The organism is Natronomonas marina, assembly GCF_024298905.1.
GTDB lineage: Archaea > Halobacteriota > Halobacteria > Halobacteriales > Haloarculaceae > Natronomonas > Natronomonas marina.
The window spans coordinates 2,185,078-2,203,982 of record NZ_CP101154.1 but is presented as its reverse complement, the minus strand read 5'-3'; the positions used below and the strand labels follow the sequence as shown (position 1 = coordinate 2,203,982).

The following is an 18,905-nucleotide window of genomic DNA, read 5'->3' as shown; positions in this document are numbered from 1 at the left end:
CTACATAATGTGGAAGAATAGTCATTTAGTTTTACCCATTAAATAGCGATTTGTCTACCCTCAGTTGCTGTGTTGGGTGAGGCAGTAGGGGAGTCCTTTGACTTCGACCGCTTCGACGTCGGGGGCTTTGATGACGGCTTGGCCTTTGCCGTATTTTTGGAGGTCTTGTTCGTAGCCGCGGGGGATGGAGGGGACTTTGGTGATGACTTCTTCGCGGAGGCCAAGGAAGATGTTGGTGTTGGTTTGTTTGAGGATGTCGCCGTCGATGTCTTCGGGGTTTTGGGTGATCATGAAGAGGCCGAGTTTGTCTTTGCGGCCTTGTTTGACGGCGTCGCGGGCGCGGTTGACGATGTATTGTTCGCGGAGGGTGTTGGGGTCGGAGACGTAGTTGTGGGCTTCGTCGACGGCGACGAGGAGTGGGGTGTCTTTGACGTTGGGATCGACGTTGTAGTCGTCGATTTTGTTGTCAATGATGTAGGAGAGGATGGAGAGGACGGTGAGTTCTTCTTTTGCGCCGTGGAGGTGGCTGGTTGGGATGACGGTGACCTGGCCTTCGCGGAACACGGCGTTCGACACGTCGGGGAGGGGGTTTGTGCCGTGGTCGAAGACGTCGCGGTAGGCGGCGTCGGTGACGCGACGCATGATTGCGCTCCACGTGCCGTCTTCGATGTTGTATCGCTGACGGAGGGGACTTTCTGAATCTTCGTTGGTGCGGAGGTACTGGAGGAACCCGTCGTATGTCGGCGTATCAGTATCGTCAAAGTAGGCTTGGATACAGTTTTCGAGGGCCCCGCGTGTGACTTCCGTTGGTTTGTACGGCATGAGGAGCTGCGGGCGGTGCTCGACGAGCGAGAAGGGGATCGTGAGGTTCCGGCTCTCGCCGGTACTTGGGGCGTTTGTTTTCCCGATGTCGGGGATGAACGTCTCGAAGTTGTCGATACCGCCAACCTCGATATCGCCACTGATGTCATCCTCGTTGATTTCTGGGTTGTCGTTCCGCATTTCGGAGTACTCGTTTTCGGGGTCAAGGATGACGAGGTTGAGTCGGCTGCGCTCGGTATCACCAGTTTGGTGGTTCTCAATCGGATACCGCTTGTCGGTGGCGAACTGTCGGAGCAGGTTTTTCGTGAAGTGCGTTTTCCCTTTCCCGGTGGAGCCGGCGACGAGGGTGTGTCGGAAAATGGCGGGTTCGCCCGATTCGATTTCCTCGGTAACGGGGTCGATCCCGGGGTTGTTGATGAAGTACGGTAGTGGGTCGCCGTCGACAGTCATGCGGTCGCCACCGACGGAGAGGTAGCCTGCGAACACGCCGTCTTGTGGGATGTTGAGGCCGGTGCGGAGGTATTCCTCGTCGAGGGAGAGCGCGACGGGCGTGTTGGGTTTCGGAATCTTGTTGACAACACTGCGTTCGAGCCCGGTGTCGGTCGAGGAGATGATGGCGATGGGTTCGAGTTCAGCGATGAGGACGAACTCTGTTTCGTCGAGGGTGTGGGCGGATGCGATCCGGTTGTGGGTGTCGGATTTGTCGTCGAGTTCCGTGTAGGGTTCGTATCGGAGTCCATCGACGACGGCGAAGAGTTCGTCGGCTTGCTCGGTTGGATCTGAGACGGGGTATGGGATTTGGACGTAGTCGCCGACGCGGACGTTATCACGGCAGTTGGTTTTCACGAAGGCGTTGACTTTGTAGTCGCTGCGTGTGACGTGAATTTCTTCGCTGGCAACGACGTGACCGAGTTCGTCCTCGTCGGCGTCAGTAAGCGAGTTCGGAACCGTCGTTTCCGGAACTGTCGTCTGGTCATTCGTCTCCGTACCTGTTGTAGCCCCCTCGTCATCGCTGGAGTCGGCGGTGTCCGTGTCGGTGCTAGTTTCGTCGTCGGCGACGGGATCGCGGTCAAGGATGTCGTCGGTGTTATCGCTCATTGTTGGAGTTGTGTGTCGGGTGCTTGTTCGATGTCATTCCAGCGGCCGTCCCAGTTGTAGTCGTGGGCGTAATCGGCAGCGGTGAGGAAGTCCCGGATCGTGTCGCGGTTATCGCGGCTGATCCTAGCGATCCGATCGGCTCGCCCGACGGCTCGCGGGACATCTTGGGTCTGTGCGATTTCTTTCAGGACTTTGTACTGGATCTGGTCGCGGGTTTGCTCGTCGTCGATCATGAGCCGCGGTGTTTCCACGCGGAGTATATCACCGGTCTTTGGGAGCCGGACGTAGAAGAACGCTCGCCGGTAGTCAGCGGGATCTCCGTGTGCTAAGTCGTCGCTGTACGGTTCTAAGAGTTCGAACGATTGTCCGTCGACGGGGGCTTGTTTGTGGACGAACCAGGACGTGTACGTGAGGTGTTCGAGACTATCGTCACGGAGTACCTCTGCAATGAATTGGTGGTCGCGTGTCCACGGCACGTCGGGCCGGCCGCCGTGGTCGTTCGTCACGTGGTTCGTGGCGAGTTTCGCGTCCAAGGCGTCGAGGAGTTGACTGATGGTGGAGGTCTTCACAACGCCGATGACCGGATAGCCCTTCTCGTACTGTGTGTCGATGACGTCGATGTAGTTCCGGATGATCTCATCGGGTTTGTCCCATGCGCCGGCGGGCGTGGTGCGGCCGACTTGGTCGAGGAGTACCCAGTAGAGGACGCCGAGTGGGTAGACTGCGCCGTCGATGAACAGCAGGCCGTCGAGCGCGTCAACATGACCGGCGACGTGAGTACTTTCAGCGAGGCCTTGCGCGGCACTGGCGACTGATTTCGAAAGGGTCGCCGAGCGGTCGGTCGGTGGGAATTGGACGACTTCGCCGGTGACGCGGTCGGCTTCAAACTGTTCGGCGTGAAGCGTACTTTCGCTATCTGCGAGGTACACGACCGTTTCGATCGTCCCGGTCTCTTCGATTCGCTTGTCGGTACCAGCACCGGCGACGCCGAGCTTGGCGTACGCCGTGTCGACGATGAGCCCATTGTTGAACTCTATCGGACGTGTAGTGCTGGCGTCAAGCCCGTACGTCGGCGTTCCCCACGGGTCGCCCGTCCAAGTGCCGAGTTCGTCGATTCGCGTTTTCTGGTAGGCAGATTCCCCGAGTGCGGTGACGCGTCCACCGTCACGCGAGAGGTGCTCGAAGAGACCACGGGCATAGTTTGCTTGTAGGGCGACATCGCGCGGGATGTTCGTATCGATGTGGTCGAAGATATCCTCGACAATGCTGAGTGCGTTCGTGTCCATCAGTCAGCCCCTGCTGTGCGCATCGTGATCTGGCTCGTGTTGTCCGACTCGTCAATGGTTACGTGGCATTCATGATCGGCTCCGTGGATGAGAGCTTCATCGTGGGAGACGACGATGATTTGCGGGACATCCCATTCCTTGATGGTCGTCAGCATCTGTTCGAGCTGCCCGACGTGCCCTTCGTCGAGGAACGTCGTCGGCTCGTCGAGAATGAACGGTGGGAGTTGTCCGCGGTTCCCGCCGTGCAGTTCGGCGATGAGTTTGTAGATTCCGGCACGCAGTGCGAGGTTCACGATAGCGCGCTCGCCGCCGCTCGCGTTACTCGGGTCTTCGGTCGTCCCGTCGTCACGGAGCAACCGAATGTCGTATTCGTAGCTGTCTCGCCGGTCGTCGTACGTCTCTTCGATGATGACCTGCTGGTAGCTGCTGTTCTTGTATATCTCTTTGAAGATGTCGTTGGTGTACTCGTTGATGTAGGCGAGGTACTGCTCGCGGAGATCGGACTTCGTACTTTCGTAGACTGAGATGACCGCGTCAAGTTCATCATGAACTTCCTTTGCCCACTGCTCTTTGTCCTCGTACAACTCGATCTGCGCTTTCGTCCGTCGCAGCGAATCGAGTTCTGTTTCGAGCCGTGTACGCTCGTCACGCATATCCTGCAGGTCTTCTTGGTACTTGTCACGCGTCTCCTGCCGCTGCTCGATCCGAGTGTTGACGCGCTCTAAGTCTTCGCGCAGATCCTCGGCATCCTCGTCACCAAGTTGATCCTCGATATCTTCCTTCTCGTCTTGCAGGCGAGCGATCTGACTATTAAGATCGTCAATCCGATCACGAGCGTGTTGGATGGTGTTTTGCTCCTGCTCAATCGTCGTCCGTAATTCGCTGATGGTGTCGTACTTCCCAACCGCGTCTTCAACGGTTCCCTGAACAGATTCGACCTCTTCGACGCGTTCCTTGGCAGCTTGGAGTGCGCTCTCGCAGTCGTCAACGACGGCCTCCTGTTCTTCGATAGCGATCTCAAGGTCCTCGATTTCCTCTTCAACGTCCGCAAGGTCTTCCTTGATGTCCTCGATGTCTCCCTCGATATCGCTAATCTCGTCTTCGAGATCGGCCACCGTTTCTTGCTGGTCGGCCACCTGCTCGAACGCGTCTACGACATCCTCCCCCGTTTCAATACCGTCGTTGATCTCAGAGAGTTCCGCATCGAGCGTCGCTTTCTGCTCTTCGAGGTCATCGATGTCTGCCTCTAAGTCTGCGATGGTGGACTCGTAGTCCTCGATAGTCTCCTCCAATTCCTCGATGCGGGACTGCAACTCGTCCGCCTCGTCACGGAGCGATTCCACCTCGTTTCGTGCCGTTGTCAGCGTCTCGTCACGGTAGGAGATCGTATCCAGCAAGTCCTCACGGAATGCCTGCAACTCCTCTTTCCGTGACTGTAGTTCCGCTTCAGTCTCTTGGGCTTCTTCTACCGCTTCTTGTGCAGCGGTAATCGCAGCTTCTAGCTCGCTAACCTCACTCTCGATGTGCGTGTCCTCAACAGTCTTCCCGCACTTCGGGCACTTGTCCTGCTCACCGAGTTCCTTGATTTCCGCGAGATCTTCTTCGTAGCGCTGCTTGTCGTTCCGATGTTCAGCGATAGCGTTCCCGATGTCGTTTAGGTTCGCGTTGGTTTCCTCGATGAGATCTGGAATTACCGTGTCACGAAGCTCGTCTAAGTTCTCAGCTGTGACCTCCACGTCGAACTCGGCGGCCTGTTCCGCGAGCGTCTCGACGCGCTCTTCGAACTCCGCTTCGGCAGCCGTGAGATCCTCTTTAGCAGTCGCCAGTTCAGACTGGACGGTTTCGAGGGCGGATTCTGCGTCCCTTAAGTCATTAGTTACCGTCTCCAGTTCCTCACGCGCTGTTTCGAGGTCCTCCTCGGCACGGTCGCGCTTCGTTGTGACTTCCCGCTTGGTCGCGGTCACGTCCTCCCGTTCTTCGCCGAGCTCTGCAAGCCGCGTCTCGACCGCCTCCTCGTGATCGTCTGTGACCTCGTCCGCATCAGCAACCGCGGGGAGGAACGCAGCCACGCTCTCGTTCCGTTCAGACGTGAGCGAATCTCGTTCTGCTTCCGCTTCCGTGAGACGGTCAGTAGCGTCTTCGAGATCCGACTGGAGGTCGTCACGCTCCTCAATCAGCTCCTCACGTTCGGTCTCGGCCTCAGAGAGGGCCTCTTCGAGCCGTCCCAGTTCTTCTTGGGCGTTCTGAAGGTCGTTCTCGCAATCGTTGCGTTCTGTCGTCGCCTCCAGGAAGGATTCCTGCACGGCCTCGTTCGCGTCCGCAGCGCTCTCTGCAGCACGCAAGTCGTATTCAACCTCTGTATCGAGGGCTTCGATGTCGCTTTCGAGCGTGTCGATCTCGTCCTGTGCCTCCTCGACGTTGGTCTCACTCTCGTCGATAGTAGCCTGTTGGTCAGCCCGCTTCGCTTGTGCTTCTTCGATCTGCTCTTGCTTCTCGACTTTACGTTCCTGCAGATCTTCGTAGTCCTCGATGTCGCTCTTGATGCTGGTCCGGTGGTCTTTCAGCTCATCAATGAACTCCTCTATCTCCTCGATATCTGCTTCGAGGTCAGCGATATCGTCGGTGAGCGTGTGGATGTCGTCTTCGTACTCAGGCTCCGTTTTCTCGATGTCGTCGAGGTCGTCTTGGTAATTTTCCCGACTCGTTTTGTTCTCCTTCTGGACGCGACCGGCACCGCGACGTGCCGCCTTCATCCGGCCGATGTACTCGTCGAGTTCGTCTAACCCGAGGAGACTGTCTATCATCTCAGCACGGTCACCTGCTTCGATGAGACGGTCGATTTCGCCTTGTTTGACGTAAACCGAACTGGAGAAATCGTCTTCATCCATCCCGAGTAACCCAATCACCTCTGCACGGACATCTTCGATTCCAGTCACGGGGTCCGAGAATGACTCCGAGTCCAGCGTCGCACTGTTCGGGGTACTCGTCGTGTACAGCTCCCAAGTCACGGTGTACTCTGTCCCGTCAATTTCGAAGACCAGTTCTACGGTACCCTTGTCTTCACCCCGCCGAACCAAGTCGTCCAGATTGAAGTCGTTCGTTCCGACGTTCCGAATCTTCGAGAGGAACAACCCGCCGAAAATCCCCATCAAGAGGGATGTTTTCCCGGCACCGTTGTCACCACGAATCAGAATCGTTCCATCGGGGAACTCGACGGTCTGATCCTCGTAGCTCCGAATATTCTGCAACCTGAGCGACTTGATCTTCATTCGCCGCTCACCTCTGCCTCCGTGTCATCGAGATTGGATTCGGCATCACGCTCGTCGAAGGCGTTCGCTTGGGCTTCCTTGATGAGTTCTTCCATAGTGTCGTCGATACTTGTCTGGGCGAGGTCGTCGTCTGTGCGAACTCGTTCTTCGACATCGGTGGCGATGTCACTCAGATTCTGATCGGCAAGCTTCTCCTCGATGAGCTTATCAGCACTCTGGATATCTCCTTGCGGCCCGCCCTCCAGATCGAGTTGTCTGCGACCGCGATTGTCATCCACCTTGCAGACTGCCGCACCCTTGTCTATCGCCATATCGTACACATCACTTGACGTAACGGGCGTCCGCTCACCGGTGAGAGTCACGATGGCGACTTTGTCATCGAGCTGGTGCCGATCCAGTTCGTCGCGTGCGTAGCCGTGACTGTCGCTGTCGTCAAAGTCGATCCGGATGGATTCGAACTCTCGGGTGTCAAGTTCTAGTTCTCGCCGTTCAAGATCTCCATCTTCGATTTCGAGGAGGCTGACGGTGCGGGGTTCGATTTCGTCTGTCGCACAGCGTTCGGTTGACCCGGCGTACCACGCTGGGACACCATCGACAATCTTGCTCTCCGTCTTGTGATAGTCACCGAGTGCAAGCGCGTCTATTTCAATATCCACTCGTTCGAGGACTTCGGTCAAGTCGTGGTCTGCGTAGAACTCGGGCACGAGCGGTTCGAAGAGTTGGTGTAGACCCAGCAGTCGGAACGCGTCAGAGTTCGATGGTTCTTCGAGTGTGAAGTCTGCTGCGTGCCAAGCAGGTTTAGTAACAGCGTCGATTCCGTAGAGGGCAACGTCATCGTTGACCATCGTCGGGGTTTGGTCAAGTCGCTTTGCGGTCCCTGTTTCGCGGATGAGATCGAGCCACTGTTGATCCATTTTCCGGTCGTGGTTTCCGACGATCCCATAGAACGGGATATCCTCATCGGCGAGTTTCCGGAGGATCTCGATACAGTCCGTGACAATGGGAAGTGACGGTGTTCGGCGATGGAACAGGTCGCCGGTGTGAATAACTGCATCGACGTTCTCATCGAGCGCTCGGTCGATGGCGGCATCGAACGCGCGCGTGAAATCATCCCTACGAGTATCGCTTCCGTATTGGCGATTGCCGAGATGTGTGTCACTTAGATGAAGGATCTTGGCCATTGGTATTGAATTACTGTAAACTGACAGCGGAGGGTACAATAACGTATGGCAAGCAAGGTGAAACTAAAGAGGCTCTAACTGTCGAAGTTGTCCGACCAGCGTATTGCTATCGACTGGCCGAGCAAGGGATGGAGATCGTAGAGCCCTCCGCAAGAATCTGACAGGGGATCAGGGAGATTAGTCCCCGAACAGCCGAGAGAAGAACCCGCCCGAATCGTCCGTATCCGATGCGTCTTCCGTGGTGGCTGGCTGCTGGGTCTCCGTGCCGGTTTCGGCCGCGCCGTTTAGGAGTTCGTTGACGGAGTACCCGATCCACTCAGCGAATTCCTCGGGTGCGCCGATGTAGACGCTTGTGGATGATTTCTCGGACATGAATCGTTTCGGGAGGCGCTTCTCGTAGTCGTACACCTCGTACTCTTCGCGGTCGAAGTCGGCTGTGATGGCATTCGGTTCTGACTCGAACGTGACACGGCCGCCTTGGATATCCCGCTGCCACTTCAACCGCCCCGTGTCGTACGTCTTTTCAGCCGGTTCGTCAGCGGGGAAGTATTCGGGTTGCTCTCGACCGGCTTCGTCGTAGAATTCGCGGACGATGCGACGAACGTCTTCGATAGTGCCGTTCCCGTCGGTCCATGGTTGTTCGGTGAGCATTCGGCGGGCGATGTAACTGAAGATCGGGTTTTGTCGTTCCAGAACCTCTGAGAGGTCTTTTTGTGCTTCGCGGAAGCCCGGGTCTTCCGGGTTGGAGGGGAAGGAGACGTCCATGCTCAGGATTTTCATTCGGTTCCGGAATTCGGATTTCGGGAGCGCGTCGTTGGTCGTGAAGATGAGGCACGGCTGATCGACGCTGGTGGGTGTCCAGTCGCCCCAGTAGTTTCGGATCGGGCTCCACCGCTGGATCTTTTCTTTCTCCGCGTCGATGATGGCGTACGGGAAGCACGTGTCCCATTCGCGGACGCCGCGGACCTCTTTGACGCCGACGTCGTCTGCGTCCACACCGGAGATGACCGTGTTGTCGGAGACGAGTCGCAGGATGTACTCGGTGAGCTTGTCCTTCCCTGCGTCGCTTTTCCCTTCGATGTAGAGGTGCTGCAGGACGTTGTCCAGCGTCCGTGACGGTGATGACAACGCTTCGGCGTACTGGTTGGCGAATGGGGCCCAGAACCCGTAGAGGAACGCCTCGTACATTTGCGCCATCACTGCGGTCTCGGATTGCGTGTGGCCGTGGTTCTGGACGGTCTCGATGTAGTCTTCGATGGTTTCGAGGCAGTGGTCTAGGACTTCGGGGGTCGGCTCGTCGGTGGCGACAAGGATCATCTCGTCGTCCTCACCGATCACGACCTGCTCGGCCTCTGGAAGAACCGACATCGTTGGGATGGCTGTCGATTCCTTGACCTGGTTGTTGTACGCGCTCAGCGGCGCGGTGATACTGTGGTCCTCGACAGTCGCGCCACGGTCACGGAGTCCGGCCCCGAACTCGTCGGCAGCTTCCTTGTCCACCTTGCTGGTTCCCATTCGTATCTTCTCGTCAGGCGCACGGATCCGCGGACGGTCGAGTCCGTCCGTCAGCCCCGTTTCGTGATCCGACTCGACGAGCCCAACGTCCGGTGACTCGTCCTCGTCTGGAGCGACGGAACCGTCTTCGTCCGTTGGCTCGTCCGGCTCGACGACGTTACGGTCGGCGTTCTCGGGTTCCTCGACGAACGCAACCGTCTCGTCAGCCTCCTCAGGGTCGTCAACGACGGCAGTGATCTGATCGGCGACATCTTTCAGGTCCTCAACGGCATCCTGATTCAGGGCAGCAGTATCGCTCACGTCGAGATCGCCAGCACCAACCCAGTACTCGATGCGGTTCTCCCGCTCTTCCGGTGAATCGGCATCCTCCAGTGCCTCGACAAGCCCTTCGAGGAGCGTCTGGTCGCTGTACCCTTCGCGGTACTCGTCGATGAACCGCTCGAACTCCTCGTCTAGTTCGGTCCCGACATCGGTCGTAATGACGGAGATCTGGTTTGTGTGGTACTCCCAGGAGTTCCGCGAAAGGTTAGCCGACCCTTGGACGAGCTTCACCGTGTCGTCCGGCATAACAATTCGGTAAATCTTCGAGTGGACTGTCTTCCGGTTCTTCAATCGAATCGTGAGTCGGTCGTCCTGTCGAAGTCGGACGAGCGACCTCGCTGTCGAGACTTCATTTACCTGGTCGGCGTAGTCTTCGGCGTTCCCGATGAGCACGTCAAGTGAGCCGATATCGTATTCGGTTAGCATCTTCACCATCAGGTCGGGCGTCTCCGCGTACGTCACGGCGTCCACGTGACGAGCGCCTGCGAACAGATCGAGAAAGTCATCCCGCTCTTTCACCATCGCCAGGCGGTATTCCGCAGCACCGGATCCGTAGAACTCCGGCATATCTGCAAACCTATCAAACGAGATATTCGCCGTCAGTTCGTCCATACACACAGCAGCGGTCTAAGACGAATAAAACCGTGCCGTGGCGTGGTAGTGAACCATACACTGTCGACACTTAGAGACACATCGACAGCGACGCACGCCCCACGGGGCTGGCAGCCGGCCAGTCATCGAGGAATGGCACGAGGCCTACGATGAACGGCAGCGCGAACCGACGCGATCAGAGGGAGCTGATTTCGGAGAGGGTGACTCGACAGGGGTGCAAGATCTAGACTGATCGAGTGGTGTGTGGATAGTTGGCTATCCCTTCGTGAAACGCTAGTCTTAGAGTCTGATGCACCGTCTAATTGCGGACACCCCCCGTTCACCAGCGGGTGCCAACAATCGTCGAACATCGAAGTTAACAGTGCCCGGCTCAAAATCATCGGCGTTGATATCGTAGACGCTCATCCCGGTTACTGTAACACAGGAGCTTCTCGAATCAGTCGCCGGTGAGTTGCGTTTCAGTGCGAAGAAATCGAGGTAGTTCTGGAGGTGATACTTCGAGACACCGCGGAGCTTCGCCAGCCACTGGCAAAAGAAGCTGTGACGGTTCTCGCAGGTGTTTGTGTGAGCGTCACCGAGGATGTAGGTGGCCGAGTGGGTAACCGCCAGATGGACATCCACCTCTTCTAGTTTCCTGATAACGCATATGTAAGTGGAAATAAAATCTCGAACATACTGTATGGCTGTCTTGGACGACCTCTCAGGGTTCGAGTTCGAAGATCTAATGGAGGACGTATTCCGGAACCTTGGCTACGAGAACGTCCGGCAGGCCGACCGGACCGCCGACGAGGGTCGAGACGTCATTATGGAGGAGGTCGTCGACGGGATGCGGCGAGCGGTCATCGTCGAGTGCAAGCACACCGACACTGTCGGTCGACCAGTCGTTCAGAAGTTGCATTCGGCTATCGCCACCTTCGACTTCGACGGCCCCAGGCGCGGAATCGTCGTCACCACGGGCCGGTTCACGAACCCAGCCCAGGAGTACGCTCAGCGCCTCCGGAAGAATGACGATCCACACCCCATCGAACTTATCGACGGCGAGGATCTGCGAGAGATCGCCGACGAGATAGGCCTCGATCTCTACAACGGGCGCATCGAGATCCTCTGCGACGAGACGCTTCGCCCCTACGATCCGGCAGCGTCGGTGACTGCACCCGTCGAAGAGGCATTCCGGGACATCGAGAACATCGAAGCGACGGAACTCCGCGAACCGTACTCACAAGCCACGTTTCGCCCAGTGGTTGCGATCACCGCCGACACCAACGCGGTCTTCGAGACATCAGTAGGTGTCATTCATCGGATTAACGACCGCACGCGGTTCGTCGTCCACGCGGAGCGGGGATACCCGCAGGTTGCTGACGACAAGGTCGGGACACTGGTCACCGAGAACCTCCATTCGACGATCGAACTCGACACGGAGCAGTTCGAGGAGGTGTTCGACGACGTTGAGGAGCGCCGGTTCGGGCAAACCCAGACCGAGTACAAGGAGTGGGTCGTTGATCGGCTCCAGGACTATCACACGACGACGGTCACCTACACCGGCGATAACAACGTCACGTATAACAAGACCTGCGAGCCGAATCTCTCGGACATCTCGGTCCAGTCGATCGAACCGGTCTACCTCCCTGAAGTTCACCAGACGACTGAGCTAGGGGAGTATTCCTATCCCTACGAGTACTACGCCGCGGGCCCCTCGCGTGTCACCGTCAAGGACGGCATCCATCGTTGCGTCCACTGTGAGACCAGTGGCGTCAAGGAGACCTACACTTACTGTCCCAACTGCGGGGCGATCGCCTGTGACAGCCACATTGAGACCGAGCGGTTGGAAGGCAAACCGGTCTGTACGGGCTGTGCGGTCACCGAACGGTTCGCGCTGAAGACGAAGTACTTCTACGACGAACAGAACCTCGAAGCGTTCCGCGAGGAGTACGCAGAGATGCCGATCCACGAGAGGGCGATGGAGAACAAACCACTGGTCGGCGGCAGTATTGTGACGACGCTACTGGTGATCCTCGGCCTCCTCGTCACATTCGGGGTTATTTAGACGCCGCCAGTGACCGTCAAAACTCTGCGAGACTGCGGTTCTGTGCTGGCGTCGTCGCTCTCCCGAGTTGAATAAGTTCGAACTGTGCCAGATCGGGATCGAGTGCCCTGTCGAGTTGTTCCCGGAACTCGTCGTCCAGTGATGCGACCTCGACCGCCGTCAGTGGTCGCTGCGTCAACGCGTAGCTGCTTGCTAACCCCGTTGGTCTGATAGCAAGCACGGATTCGGCTGATGCGTCCTTGAGGGCACGCTCCGCATCTCGGTGGGTGTACACTCTCGCCTGCAACTCTTCGATCGGCAGCAACGTGGCCGCGTCCCCGTAGTCGAGGTGTCCGCCGGCATCGAAGAAATGCCCTATGCTCATCAAAACAATCTTAATAATTACTTTTACTTATTTCTTGTGCCGGGCAAAAGGATTATTCGCCGCGAAACCGGGGTCTGCGTCGAACGCTTCCGGCCATACCGCGACGTCGATCCTGAGTTCGCCGACCTGCTCGCCGCGGTACGGGAAGCGGGTGTCGGTGTCCACGCAGTCACGACTGCGTGTGACCCACCACACTACGTTCTCCGCAACGAGTCGCTACCGATTACTCTCTCGTAGGGACGACTGGCGCGTGGAACGTTTATTCCTGGCACTGACCTACCTGCGGGTATGGCGTATCGATTCGTGCGTGCACAGCCACTGCGGCAGCGCCTCCCCGAATTGCGCGAGCGCATAGAGAGTGGTGAGATCGAGCAGATGGAGCCGTTCGGGCAGGCGATGATGAAGGCCCTGCAGAACGCTCGCTTCGATCCCGAGACTGGCGAGGCGGTCTGGATCGAGGAGGATTATTGTACACCGCCACTGGCGATGGAGCGCGCGGAAGTCCTCGACGAGTACTTCGAAGGGATCAGCATCGTTGACGAGAACGTCGATGAAGCGGATGGGTGGGAACGCATCGAGAATCTACCCGGCCTGTGGGACCAGATCCTTGACACAGCTTAGATCGGTCACATTCCTGCGTCGATCTCCGTGGTTGCCAGTGCGTGCGCGAGAAGTTCGAGATCATCACGATACTCAATAGTGGTGAGCCACCGGTCAGGAAGCGACTCACTCCCGAAGCGCGCGCCGACAAGCGCGCCTGTAATGGCTCCAATCGTGTCCGTGTCGCCGCCGCGGTTAACAGCGGTCACGATGGCATCCTCCGCATTGTCGGCTGTCAGCGCGTCGTGCAGCGCCGTCTGGAGTGTATGGACGACGTATCCGCTGTTCGGTAATTGACTCGCATCGACGTGGTCAGGCACGAGTCGCAGCGTCTCGACGAGTTCGTCCGGCGCGTCATCTTCGACACGGTTGAGGGCATCCGTGAGCGGGTCGTCGTCACCTCGGAGGTACCCGGCGATCGTGCAGTTCAGGATTGCGCACCCGTAGGTGCAACGCGGGTCGTAGTGCGTGATCGCAGAGGACTGTCGGCTCACCTGTACGAGCGCGTCGGGGTTGTCGGTGAAGGCAATCGCGTGCGGTGCACACCGCATCACGCTGCCATTACCGGCGTTTGAGCCTTCGGCGCGGTGTTGCCAGACTTCGCGTCCGGCATCTCGCCAGGACGTTCCGCTCGCGTACTCGCGGATGGCATCAGCGGTCATCAGCCCGATGTCGAAGGGACCGCTCTCGTACCACTCGTGGAATCGGTCTGCGATATCTTCTCCATCAAACGCTTCCTGTTCGACGAGACTCCGTGCGATACACAGCGCGAGATCGGAGTCATCGGTGACAGTCCCCGCGGGTTGGCCGTGCGTCCCGTGGTCAAGCATCTCTGTGACCGTCCCGTACTGTTCGGCGATCGATTCTGCGGAGCGAAACTCTACGGGACGACCCAAGGCGTCGCCGCAGGCGAGACCTAAGAGTACGCCGGTGGGAGCGTCTGGTGCAGCCATGTCTGTCTCGGCGGTTACGAGCGGCGAACTCTTGTAACCGGGTGAGTCTGGAGTATCAAATAAATCCTTTCCAGCCGAGTACACGACTGTCACCGCGACGCACTTGGAGTGGATCGATAGTTCCTGCCTTCCGGGTGTAACGGATCAATGTGGACTGTGTACGACGAGGGTTTATACCAGCGTGGTTCATTTTTTCAGCCAGCGACGCCCTAGAACCCTCTCGCATCTGCAAGCTGACGATGCATAGACCTCTCTGGCAAGACAACCCGATACCACAATCCTCGGTATCATAGTCCCTTTCCGACGCGGGGCCAGCGCGTCGTCGGACGTCGCGTGTCAGCAGTACCAACAGTCCACGACACGTGACAAAGATGACCCGAGAACTCCCCCCACAACACGACAGCAGTACAGTTCGACATTACCGCGCCGACGGAACGCTCACCGTCACGCGAGACGAAGAAACAAACGAGCACGTCATCAAATCCCGCGGCCACGACCCGAATGATAAGTGGACGCGTCGCGTCCCCGCAACTCGTACCGACGTCGAGGAAGGCGACAAACTCTGGAGCATACCGGACAACTGGACGCACTCCTACACACTCAAACCCGATCACGGGTCCCAAAAGGAGATCTACCACATCCCGGAGACCGGAGAAGACGTTCTCGTTAGCCTCACTCATCCCAACAACTACCTCGTTGACGCGTGGCACAGCGTCAAAGCGGTCGGAGTGGAGACCTGGACCGCTCACGCAGAAGTTGACCAAGACGCACTCACGGATGCCATTACTTTCGTCAATGATCACGCTCACGAGTTCGACGATGGAGTCGTGCATTTCCTCCAATATGTCCGTGAGAACCCGCGAGAAGCGGTTGAGGGCGCGGAGGACGTGGCTGCGGCACACGCACCTGAGGCCGTTGAGGACTGGAACGGAATCCCTGCCGGCGAATTCGATCCGTGGCGTGTGTCCTTCCGTAACGAGAACGGGGTCGTCAGTCACCCCGACTGCCACCATCGGAGCGACGTCATGGCGGATGTCCGCCAGCTCTTAGCCGAGTTCGATGTCGTCCCTCCGTCTCCGCTCGTATCGGTGACCGTCCGATAAAACGCCCCAAGACCGTGGATTTGCTCGGCGGGCGCTCCCCGGTGCAGGGGCCCGGGTTCGACTCCCGGGCGGGCCATCAGGTCGGCGGAGATCCCGGCTTCAAGACAAACCATGACACGAGAAGACAACAGCGAAACAAGCACAGGCACAGACGACGGTGACACGGTACTCACCGAGACAGAGTTCGAGAACATGGGATGGCCGGCTGACATCGATGGCGTAGATTCTGGAGTGGATCGTGTCTACATGATCTCCAGCTCACTCAGTAAAAGGGGGATGTTTGATACCAAAGAGGCTCAGGCCCTCGCATTCCGCGCGATCGCGGGCGTTGGACGACAGCGGACAGCTGATGAGACAGGTATGTCCACATCAGAGGTGGACCGTGAGCTCCGTTCTGCGCGGCGAAAAGCGACCCGCGCTCGGGAATTAGTCGAAATTCTCGACGACTGTGGGTGCTGAGCTCTGGCAGCACCTTGCTGCTCTGGTGTTCGTACTGGCATACCGACTAAGTTCTGAGTACGCATTGGGGGTGACCAACCCCACCGACTCAAATACGACTAATACGAATATCAAGGCATGACTGACGAGGAAACAATCGATCCCACGAAACTCGACACTCACACGCTCAAGCAAATCAAACGCGTTGTCGAAGCCTACCCGGTCGTCTCAGAAGATCCAACGCAAATCGATGATTACCGAGCAGGGAAACACGCTGCATTCACCACCGTTGCTGCGACGCTCTCAGAATGGATCGATAAATCCTGACTGTCGAGGTTAGACAACCGACGAGAGCCCTGTAGGACGGGAGCTATCGGCCATACAGGTCAGCCTGATCATTACCGCTCTTCTGATTGTCTGCGACCATAGTCGAGTTCATTAGCTGCCTGTCGTTGATCACAGCGCGCGCGCGTCGAATACCCCCGATCAGCATCCATCTTTTTATATAAGCAACTGTAGTCAATAACCGGATCGCCATACGGAGGGACCCCGCGTGCAACGAGCGAATGGATTCACGACCTCGAAATCACCGCCCGAATCGACGATTCGCCCGTTAGAAGCTCTGAAAGCAGAGAATACGGCCGAATACAATCAGTACGTGCCGCGTATGGGTCGGGGCGGATTCGAACCGCCGACTTCCTCCGTGTGAAGGAGGTGTCATAACCGACTAGACCACCGACCCGGCGGGCGAAACTATCGCCCCGCCGGACTTAACGCTTTTCAACCGGATTCCTAGCCACCACCGGTTCCGAGGGACACCGTGGGGGCGTCACCATTATGCCCGTCGCACCATAACCGGTTCCCATGAGCCAGACCGCCGACCCGGGTGACGGGGACGCCGGCGAGCCCGTCGTCGTGACCGAGCGGGCCGCCGAACAGGCACTCGACCTCATCGAAAACGAAGGGTACGACCCCGACGAGGCCGGCCTGCGGCTGTTCGTCAAGCAGGGCGGCTGTGCGGGGCTGTCCTACGGCCTCCGGTTCGACATCGAACCCGAGGAGGACGACGCCGTCACGCGCCACCACGGGCTCCGTGTCTTCGTCGATCCTTCCAGCCAGAAGTACGTCGAGGGCTCGCGCCTGGACTTCGAGGGCGGCCTCCAGGGCGCAGGCTTCCACGTCGACAACCCCAACGTCGAAAGCGAGTGCGGCTGCGGCGAGTCGTTCCGGACCTGAAGCTGTCCGGTGGCGAACGCAGACCCCCCGGCGTCGGGTGACGCCGGGTTCCCCCTCGTCTCGTGGACGCTCGTGACGGTTACTCGAGTTCGAACGCGACCTCGACTTCCGCCTGGTACTCGCGGTTCTCGACGGAGGCGAGTTCGACGCCCATCTCGTCGACCTCGACCCAGTAGACGTTGTCCAGCGTCGCAACGGCGCGGTCGACGGCGTCGTCGACCGCCGCGTCGAAGCTCTCCTCACTGGTGCCGACCAGCGTGATTTTCTTGAATACCATCGCGTTCTTCGTTCTCCCCCTGGGTTAGTAAAACTACCTTGACGTATCGGGTACGCAACCGTTTTCGTTCCGCACCCCTTTTCGGTCGTGGCCGCCACGTCGGTGTATGGATCCTGTCGACGAACTGCGGCCGCCGGATCGTCTGCTCATGGGCCCGGGGCCGAGCGAGACGCACCCACGGGTGCTTCGTGCGTTCGGCACGCCACCGGTCGGTCACCTCGACCCGGCGTTCATCGACGTGATGGACGACACCCAGCGGTTGCTCCGGTCGACCTTCCGGACGGACAACCGATGGACCATCCCGGTGAGCGGGACGGGGTCGGCCGCGATGGAGGCGGCCATCGCCAACCTCGTCGAACCCGGCGATACCGCGGTCGTCCCCTCGAACGGCTACTTCGGCGACCGGATGGCGGAGATGGTCCGTCGGGCGGGCGGCACCGCCGAACCCGTCGACGCACCGTGGGGCGAGCCGCTGGACCCCGCCGACGTCCGGACCGCCTGCGCCGAGTACGACCCCGACGTGGTCGGCGTCGTGCACGCCGAGACCTCGACGGGCGTCCTCCAGCCGTCGATGCCGGCGATAGCCGACGCCGTCCACGACCACGACGCACTCCTGCTCGTGGACTGTGTCACCTCCCTGGGCGGTGTCGAGTTCCGAGCGGACGAGTGGGACGTCGACGCCGCCTACGCCGGCGCCCAGAAGTGTCTCTCCTGTCCGCCGGGTGCCAGCCCGCTCACCGTCGGCGAGGCCGCCGCCGCGAAGATCCGTAACCGCGAGACGCCGGTCCGGTCGTGGTACCTCGACCTCTCGGAGCTCGACGCCTACTGGGGCGAGGACCGCTCGTATCACCACACCGCGCCGATCAACAACGTCTACGGCCTCCGGGAGGCGCTCCGTCTCGTCGACGAGGAGGGCATAGAGACCCGCTGGGCGCGCCACGAGCGGTACGGCGAGGCGCTCGGCGAGGGGCTGTGGGCGCTCGGTCTGGAACCGGTCGTCGACGCCGGGGCACGCCTGCCGAGCCTCACGACGGCGCGGCTACCCGCCGGGCTCGACCCGGGGACGGTCGTCGAGCGGATGCGTGACGCCTACGACGTCGAGATAGCGACCGGCCTGGGGACCTTCGCCAACGAGGCCGTCCGGGTCGGCTGCATGGGCCACGGTGCCCGGCGCGGCCCGGTCCTGGAGACGCTCGGGGCGCTCGGCGAGACGCTCGTCGACTTCGGGGTCGACGTCGACCCCGGGGCGGGGGTGGCGGCGGCGGTCACGTCGCTGCGCGAGGAGTGATCCGTCGCGGCGAGGGGTCGCGGCGGCGGGCGTCGGGCGACCGCGACCCCGCGCTGGCGACAACCGGCCGGTTGCGGTTCACTACGGCGCCGGCAGCACGTCCGCGTCCGGGTGCAGCACGCGGTAGTCGTCCTCGTCGACGCTGATGACGGCCCAGTCGTAATCCGGTTCCACCGAGAGGAGTCGTTCGCGTACGTCGGCGGCGCTCTCTTCTCGCGTGACGAAACAGCGGAGGTTGCCGTGCGAGGCCGCCTCCTCCGGTTCGGCGGTGGTGACGTGGACGGTCCGCCACTTCCGCTCGGCGCGGAGTTCGTCCCCGTCGTCGGTCACCTCGTACCCGAGGTCGGTGAAGATGGTCCGTGCCTCCTCGACGAGAGATGTGCTAACGGCACCCATTCGTCACGAAGTAGCGCGTGCCACGGAATAAAGATTCGCACGTGCCCGTTCGGTGACCTGTAGTCTCGTTGCCGTCCGACGAGCGTCCGACACTGACGGATT

The 18,905-nt window shown here is 59.3% G+C and carries 18 protein-coding genes, 1 tRNA gene and 1 pseudogene; 8 read left to right on the top strand and 12 right to left on the bottom strand.

The genetic code is table 11. The features are described from left to right. Positions 1-60: 60 nt before the first annotated feature. The 6 genes and pseudogenes from NLF94_RS11855 to NLF94_RS11830 form a co-directional block, all read right to left on the bottom strand. A complete protein-coding gene (locus NLF94_RS11855; RefSeq protein WP_254837834.1) occupies positions 61-1,920 on the bottom strand; it encodes an ATP-binding protein in 1,860 nt (619 codons plus the stop codon). After that, entirely contained in the window at positions 1,917-3,206 is a 1,290-nt protein-coding gene (locus NLF94_RS11850) for a DNA double-strand break repair nuclease NurA (protein WP_254837833.1), read from the bottom strand. The genes NLF94_RS11855 and NLF94_RS11850 overlap by 4 nt, the downstream gene beginning before the upstream one ends. Beyond that, on the bottom strand, positions 3,206-6,475 hold the full coding sequence (locus NLF94_RS11845) for an AAA family ATPase (protein WP_254837832.1): 3,270 nt from the start codon (positions 6,473-6,475) through the stop codon (positions 3,206-3,208). Before NLF94_RS11845 ends, NLF94_RS11850 begins: the two co-directional genes overlap by 1 nt. Beyond that, entirely contained in the window at positions 6,472-7,656 is a 1,185-nt protein-coding gene (locus NLF94_RS11840) for a DNA repair exonuclease (RefSeq protein ID WP_254837831.1), read from the bottom strand. The genes NLF94_RS11845 and NLF94_RS11840 overlap by 4 nt, the downstream gene beginning before the upstream one ends. Positions 7,657-7,833: 177 nt before the next feature. Beyond that, positions 7,834-10,104: a phospholipase D-like domain-containing protein gene (locus NLF94_RS11835; protein ID WP_254837830.1), complete on the bottom strand. Its 2,271-nt coding sequence runs from the start codon at positions 10,102-10,104 to the stop codon at positions 7,834-7,836. Positions 10,105-10,480: 376 nt separating this feature from the next. After that, positions 10,481-10,743: pseudogene (locus tag NLF94_RS11830) on the bottom strand (hypothetical protein); the annotation flags it as partial. Between the two features lie 40 nt (positions 10,744-10,783). On the opposite strand from NLF94_RS11830, the gene NLF94_RS11825 reads away from it, so the two are divergent. Continuing rightward, positions 10,784-12,148, top strand: a complete 1,365-nt coding sequence (locus NLF94_RS11825; RefSeq protein ID WP_254837829.1) for a restriction endonuclease — start codon at positions 10,784-10,786, stop codon at positions 12,146-12,148. A gap of 16 nt (positions 12,149-12,164) precedes the next feature. Here the strand turns inward: NLF94_RS11825 and NLF94_RS11820 are convergent, their stop codons facing one another. Further along, positions 12,165-12,512 carry a DUF8165 family protein gene (locus NLF94_RS11820; protein ID WP_254837828.1) on the bottom strand — a complete coding sequence of 116 codons (348 nt, stop codon included), beginning with the start codon at positions 12,510-12,512 and terminating at the stop codon, positions 12,165-12,167. Between the two features lie 27 nt (positions 12,513-12,539). Further along, entirely contained in the window at positions 12,540-12,677 is a 138-nt protein-coding gene (locus tag NLF94_RS11815; protein WP_254837827.1) for a hypothetical protein, read from the bottom strand. Here NLF94_RS11815 and NLF94_RS21135 point away from each other — a divergent pair. Both NLF94_RS21135 and NLF94_RS11810 read left to right on the top strand, forming a co-directional pair. Then, positions 12,639-12,749 (top strand): hypothetical protein, encoded by a 111-nt coding sequence (locus NLF94_RS21135; RefSeq protein WP_350355880.1) that lies wholly within the window; start codon positions 12,639-12,641, stop codon positions 12,747-12,749. The two genes, NLF94_RS11815 and NLF94_RS21135, sit on opposite strands and share 39 nt — an antisense overlap. 51 nt (positions 12,750-12,800) lie before the next feature. After that, positions 12,801-13,133, top strand: a complete 333-nt coding sequence (locus NLF94_RS11810) for a hypothetical protein (RefSeq protein ID WP_254837826.1) — start codon at positions 12,801-12,803, stop codon at positions 13,131-13,133. 5 nt (positions 13,134-13,138) lie between these two features. On the opposite strand, the gene NLF94_RS11805 is transcribed toward NLF94_RS11810, so the two are convergent. Next, on the bottom strand, positions 13,139-14,065 hold the full coding sequence (locus tag NLF94_RS11805; protein ID WP_254837825.1) for an ADP-ribosylglycohydrolase family protein: 927 nt from the start codon (positions 14,063-14,065) through the stop codon (positions 13,139-13,141). Positions 14,066-14,436: 371 nt separating this feature from the next. Here NLF94_RS11805 and NLF94_RS11800 point away from each other — a divergent pair, with 371 nt between their 5' ends. From NLF94_RS11800 to NLF94_RS11790, 3 genes are all read left to right on the top strand, one after another. Further along, positions 14,437-15,168, top strand: a complete 732-nt coding sequence (locus NLF94_RS11800; protein WP_254837824.1) for a hypothetical protein — start codon at positions 14,437-14,439, stop codon at positions 15,166-15,168. A gap of 111 nt (positions 15,169-15,279) precedes the next feature. Next, entirely contained in the window at positions 15,280-15,627 is a 348-nt protein-coding gene (locus tag NLF94_RS11795; RefSeq protein WP_254837823.1) for a hypothetical protein, read from the top strand. Positions 15,628-15,744: 117 nt separating this feature from the next. Further along, positions 15,745-15,933, top strand: a complete 189-nt coding sequence (locus NLF94_RS11790) for a hypothetical protein (RefSeq protein ID WP_254837822.1) — start codon at positions 15,745-15,747, stop codon at positions 15,931-15,933. Between the two features lie 341 nt (positions 15,934-16,274). Here NLF94_RS11790 and NLF94_RS11785 read toward each other — a convergent pair. Beyond that, positions 16,275-16,348: transfer RNA gene (locus NLF94_RS11785), tRNA-Val, on the bottom strand. A 122-nt stretch (positions 16,349-16,470) separates the two neighbouring features. Here NLF94_RS11785 and NLF94_RS11780 point away from each other — a divergent pair. Then, positions 16,471-16,842: a HesB/IscA family protein gene (locus NLF94_RS11780; protein WP_254837821.1), complete on the top strand. Its 372-nt coding sequence runs from the start codon at positions 16,471-16,473 to the stop codon at positions 16,840-16,842. Positions 16,843-16,921: 79 nt separating this feature from the next. On the opposite strand, the gene NLF94_RS11775 is transcribed toward NLF94_RS11780, so the two are convergent. Next, positions 16,922-17,119: a dodecin gene (locus NLF94_RS11775; protein ID WP_254837820.1), complete on the bottom strand. Its 198-nt coding sequence runs from the start codon at positions 17,117-17,119 to the stop codon at positions 16,922-16,924. Between the two features lie 106 nt (positions 17,120-17,225). Here NLF94_RS11775 and NLF94_RS11770 point away from each other — a divergent pair, with 106 nt between their 5' ends. Beyond that, complete coding sequence (locus NLF94_RS11770; RefSeq protein ID WP_254837819.1) at positions 17,226-18,407, top strand: pyridoxal-phosphate-dependent aminotransferase family protein; 1,182 nt, start codon at positions 17,226-17,228, stop codon at positions 18,405-18,407. A gap of 81 nt (positions 18,408-18,488) precedes the next feature. Here NLF94_RS11770 and NLF94_RS11765 read toward each other — a convergent pair whose 3' ends face one another. Further along, entirely contained in the window at positions 18,489-18,803 is a 315-nt protein-coding gene (locus NLF94_RS11765; RefSeq protein WP_254837818.1) for a DUF7116 family protein, read from the bottom strand. Positions 18,804-18,905 lie beyond the last annotated feature (102 nt).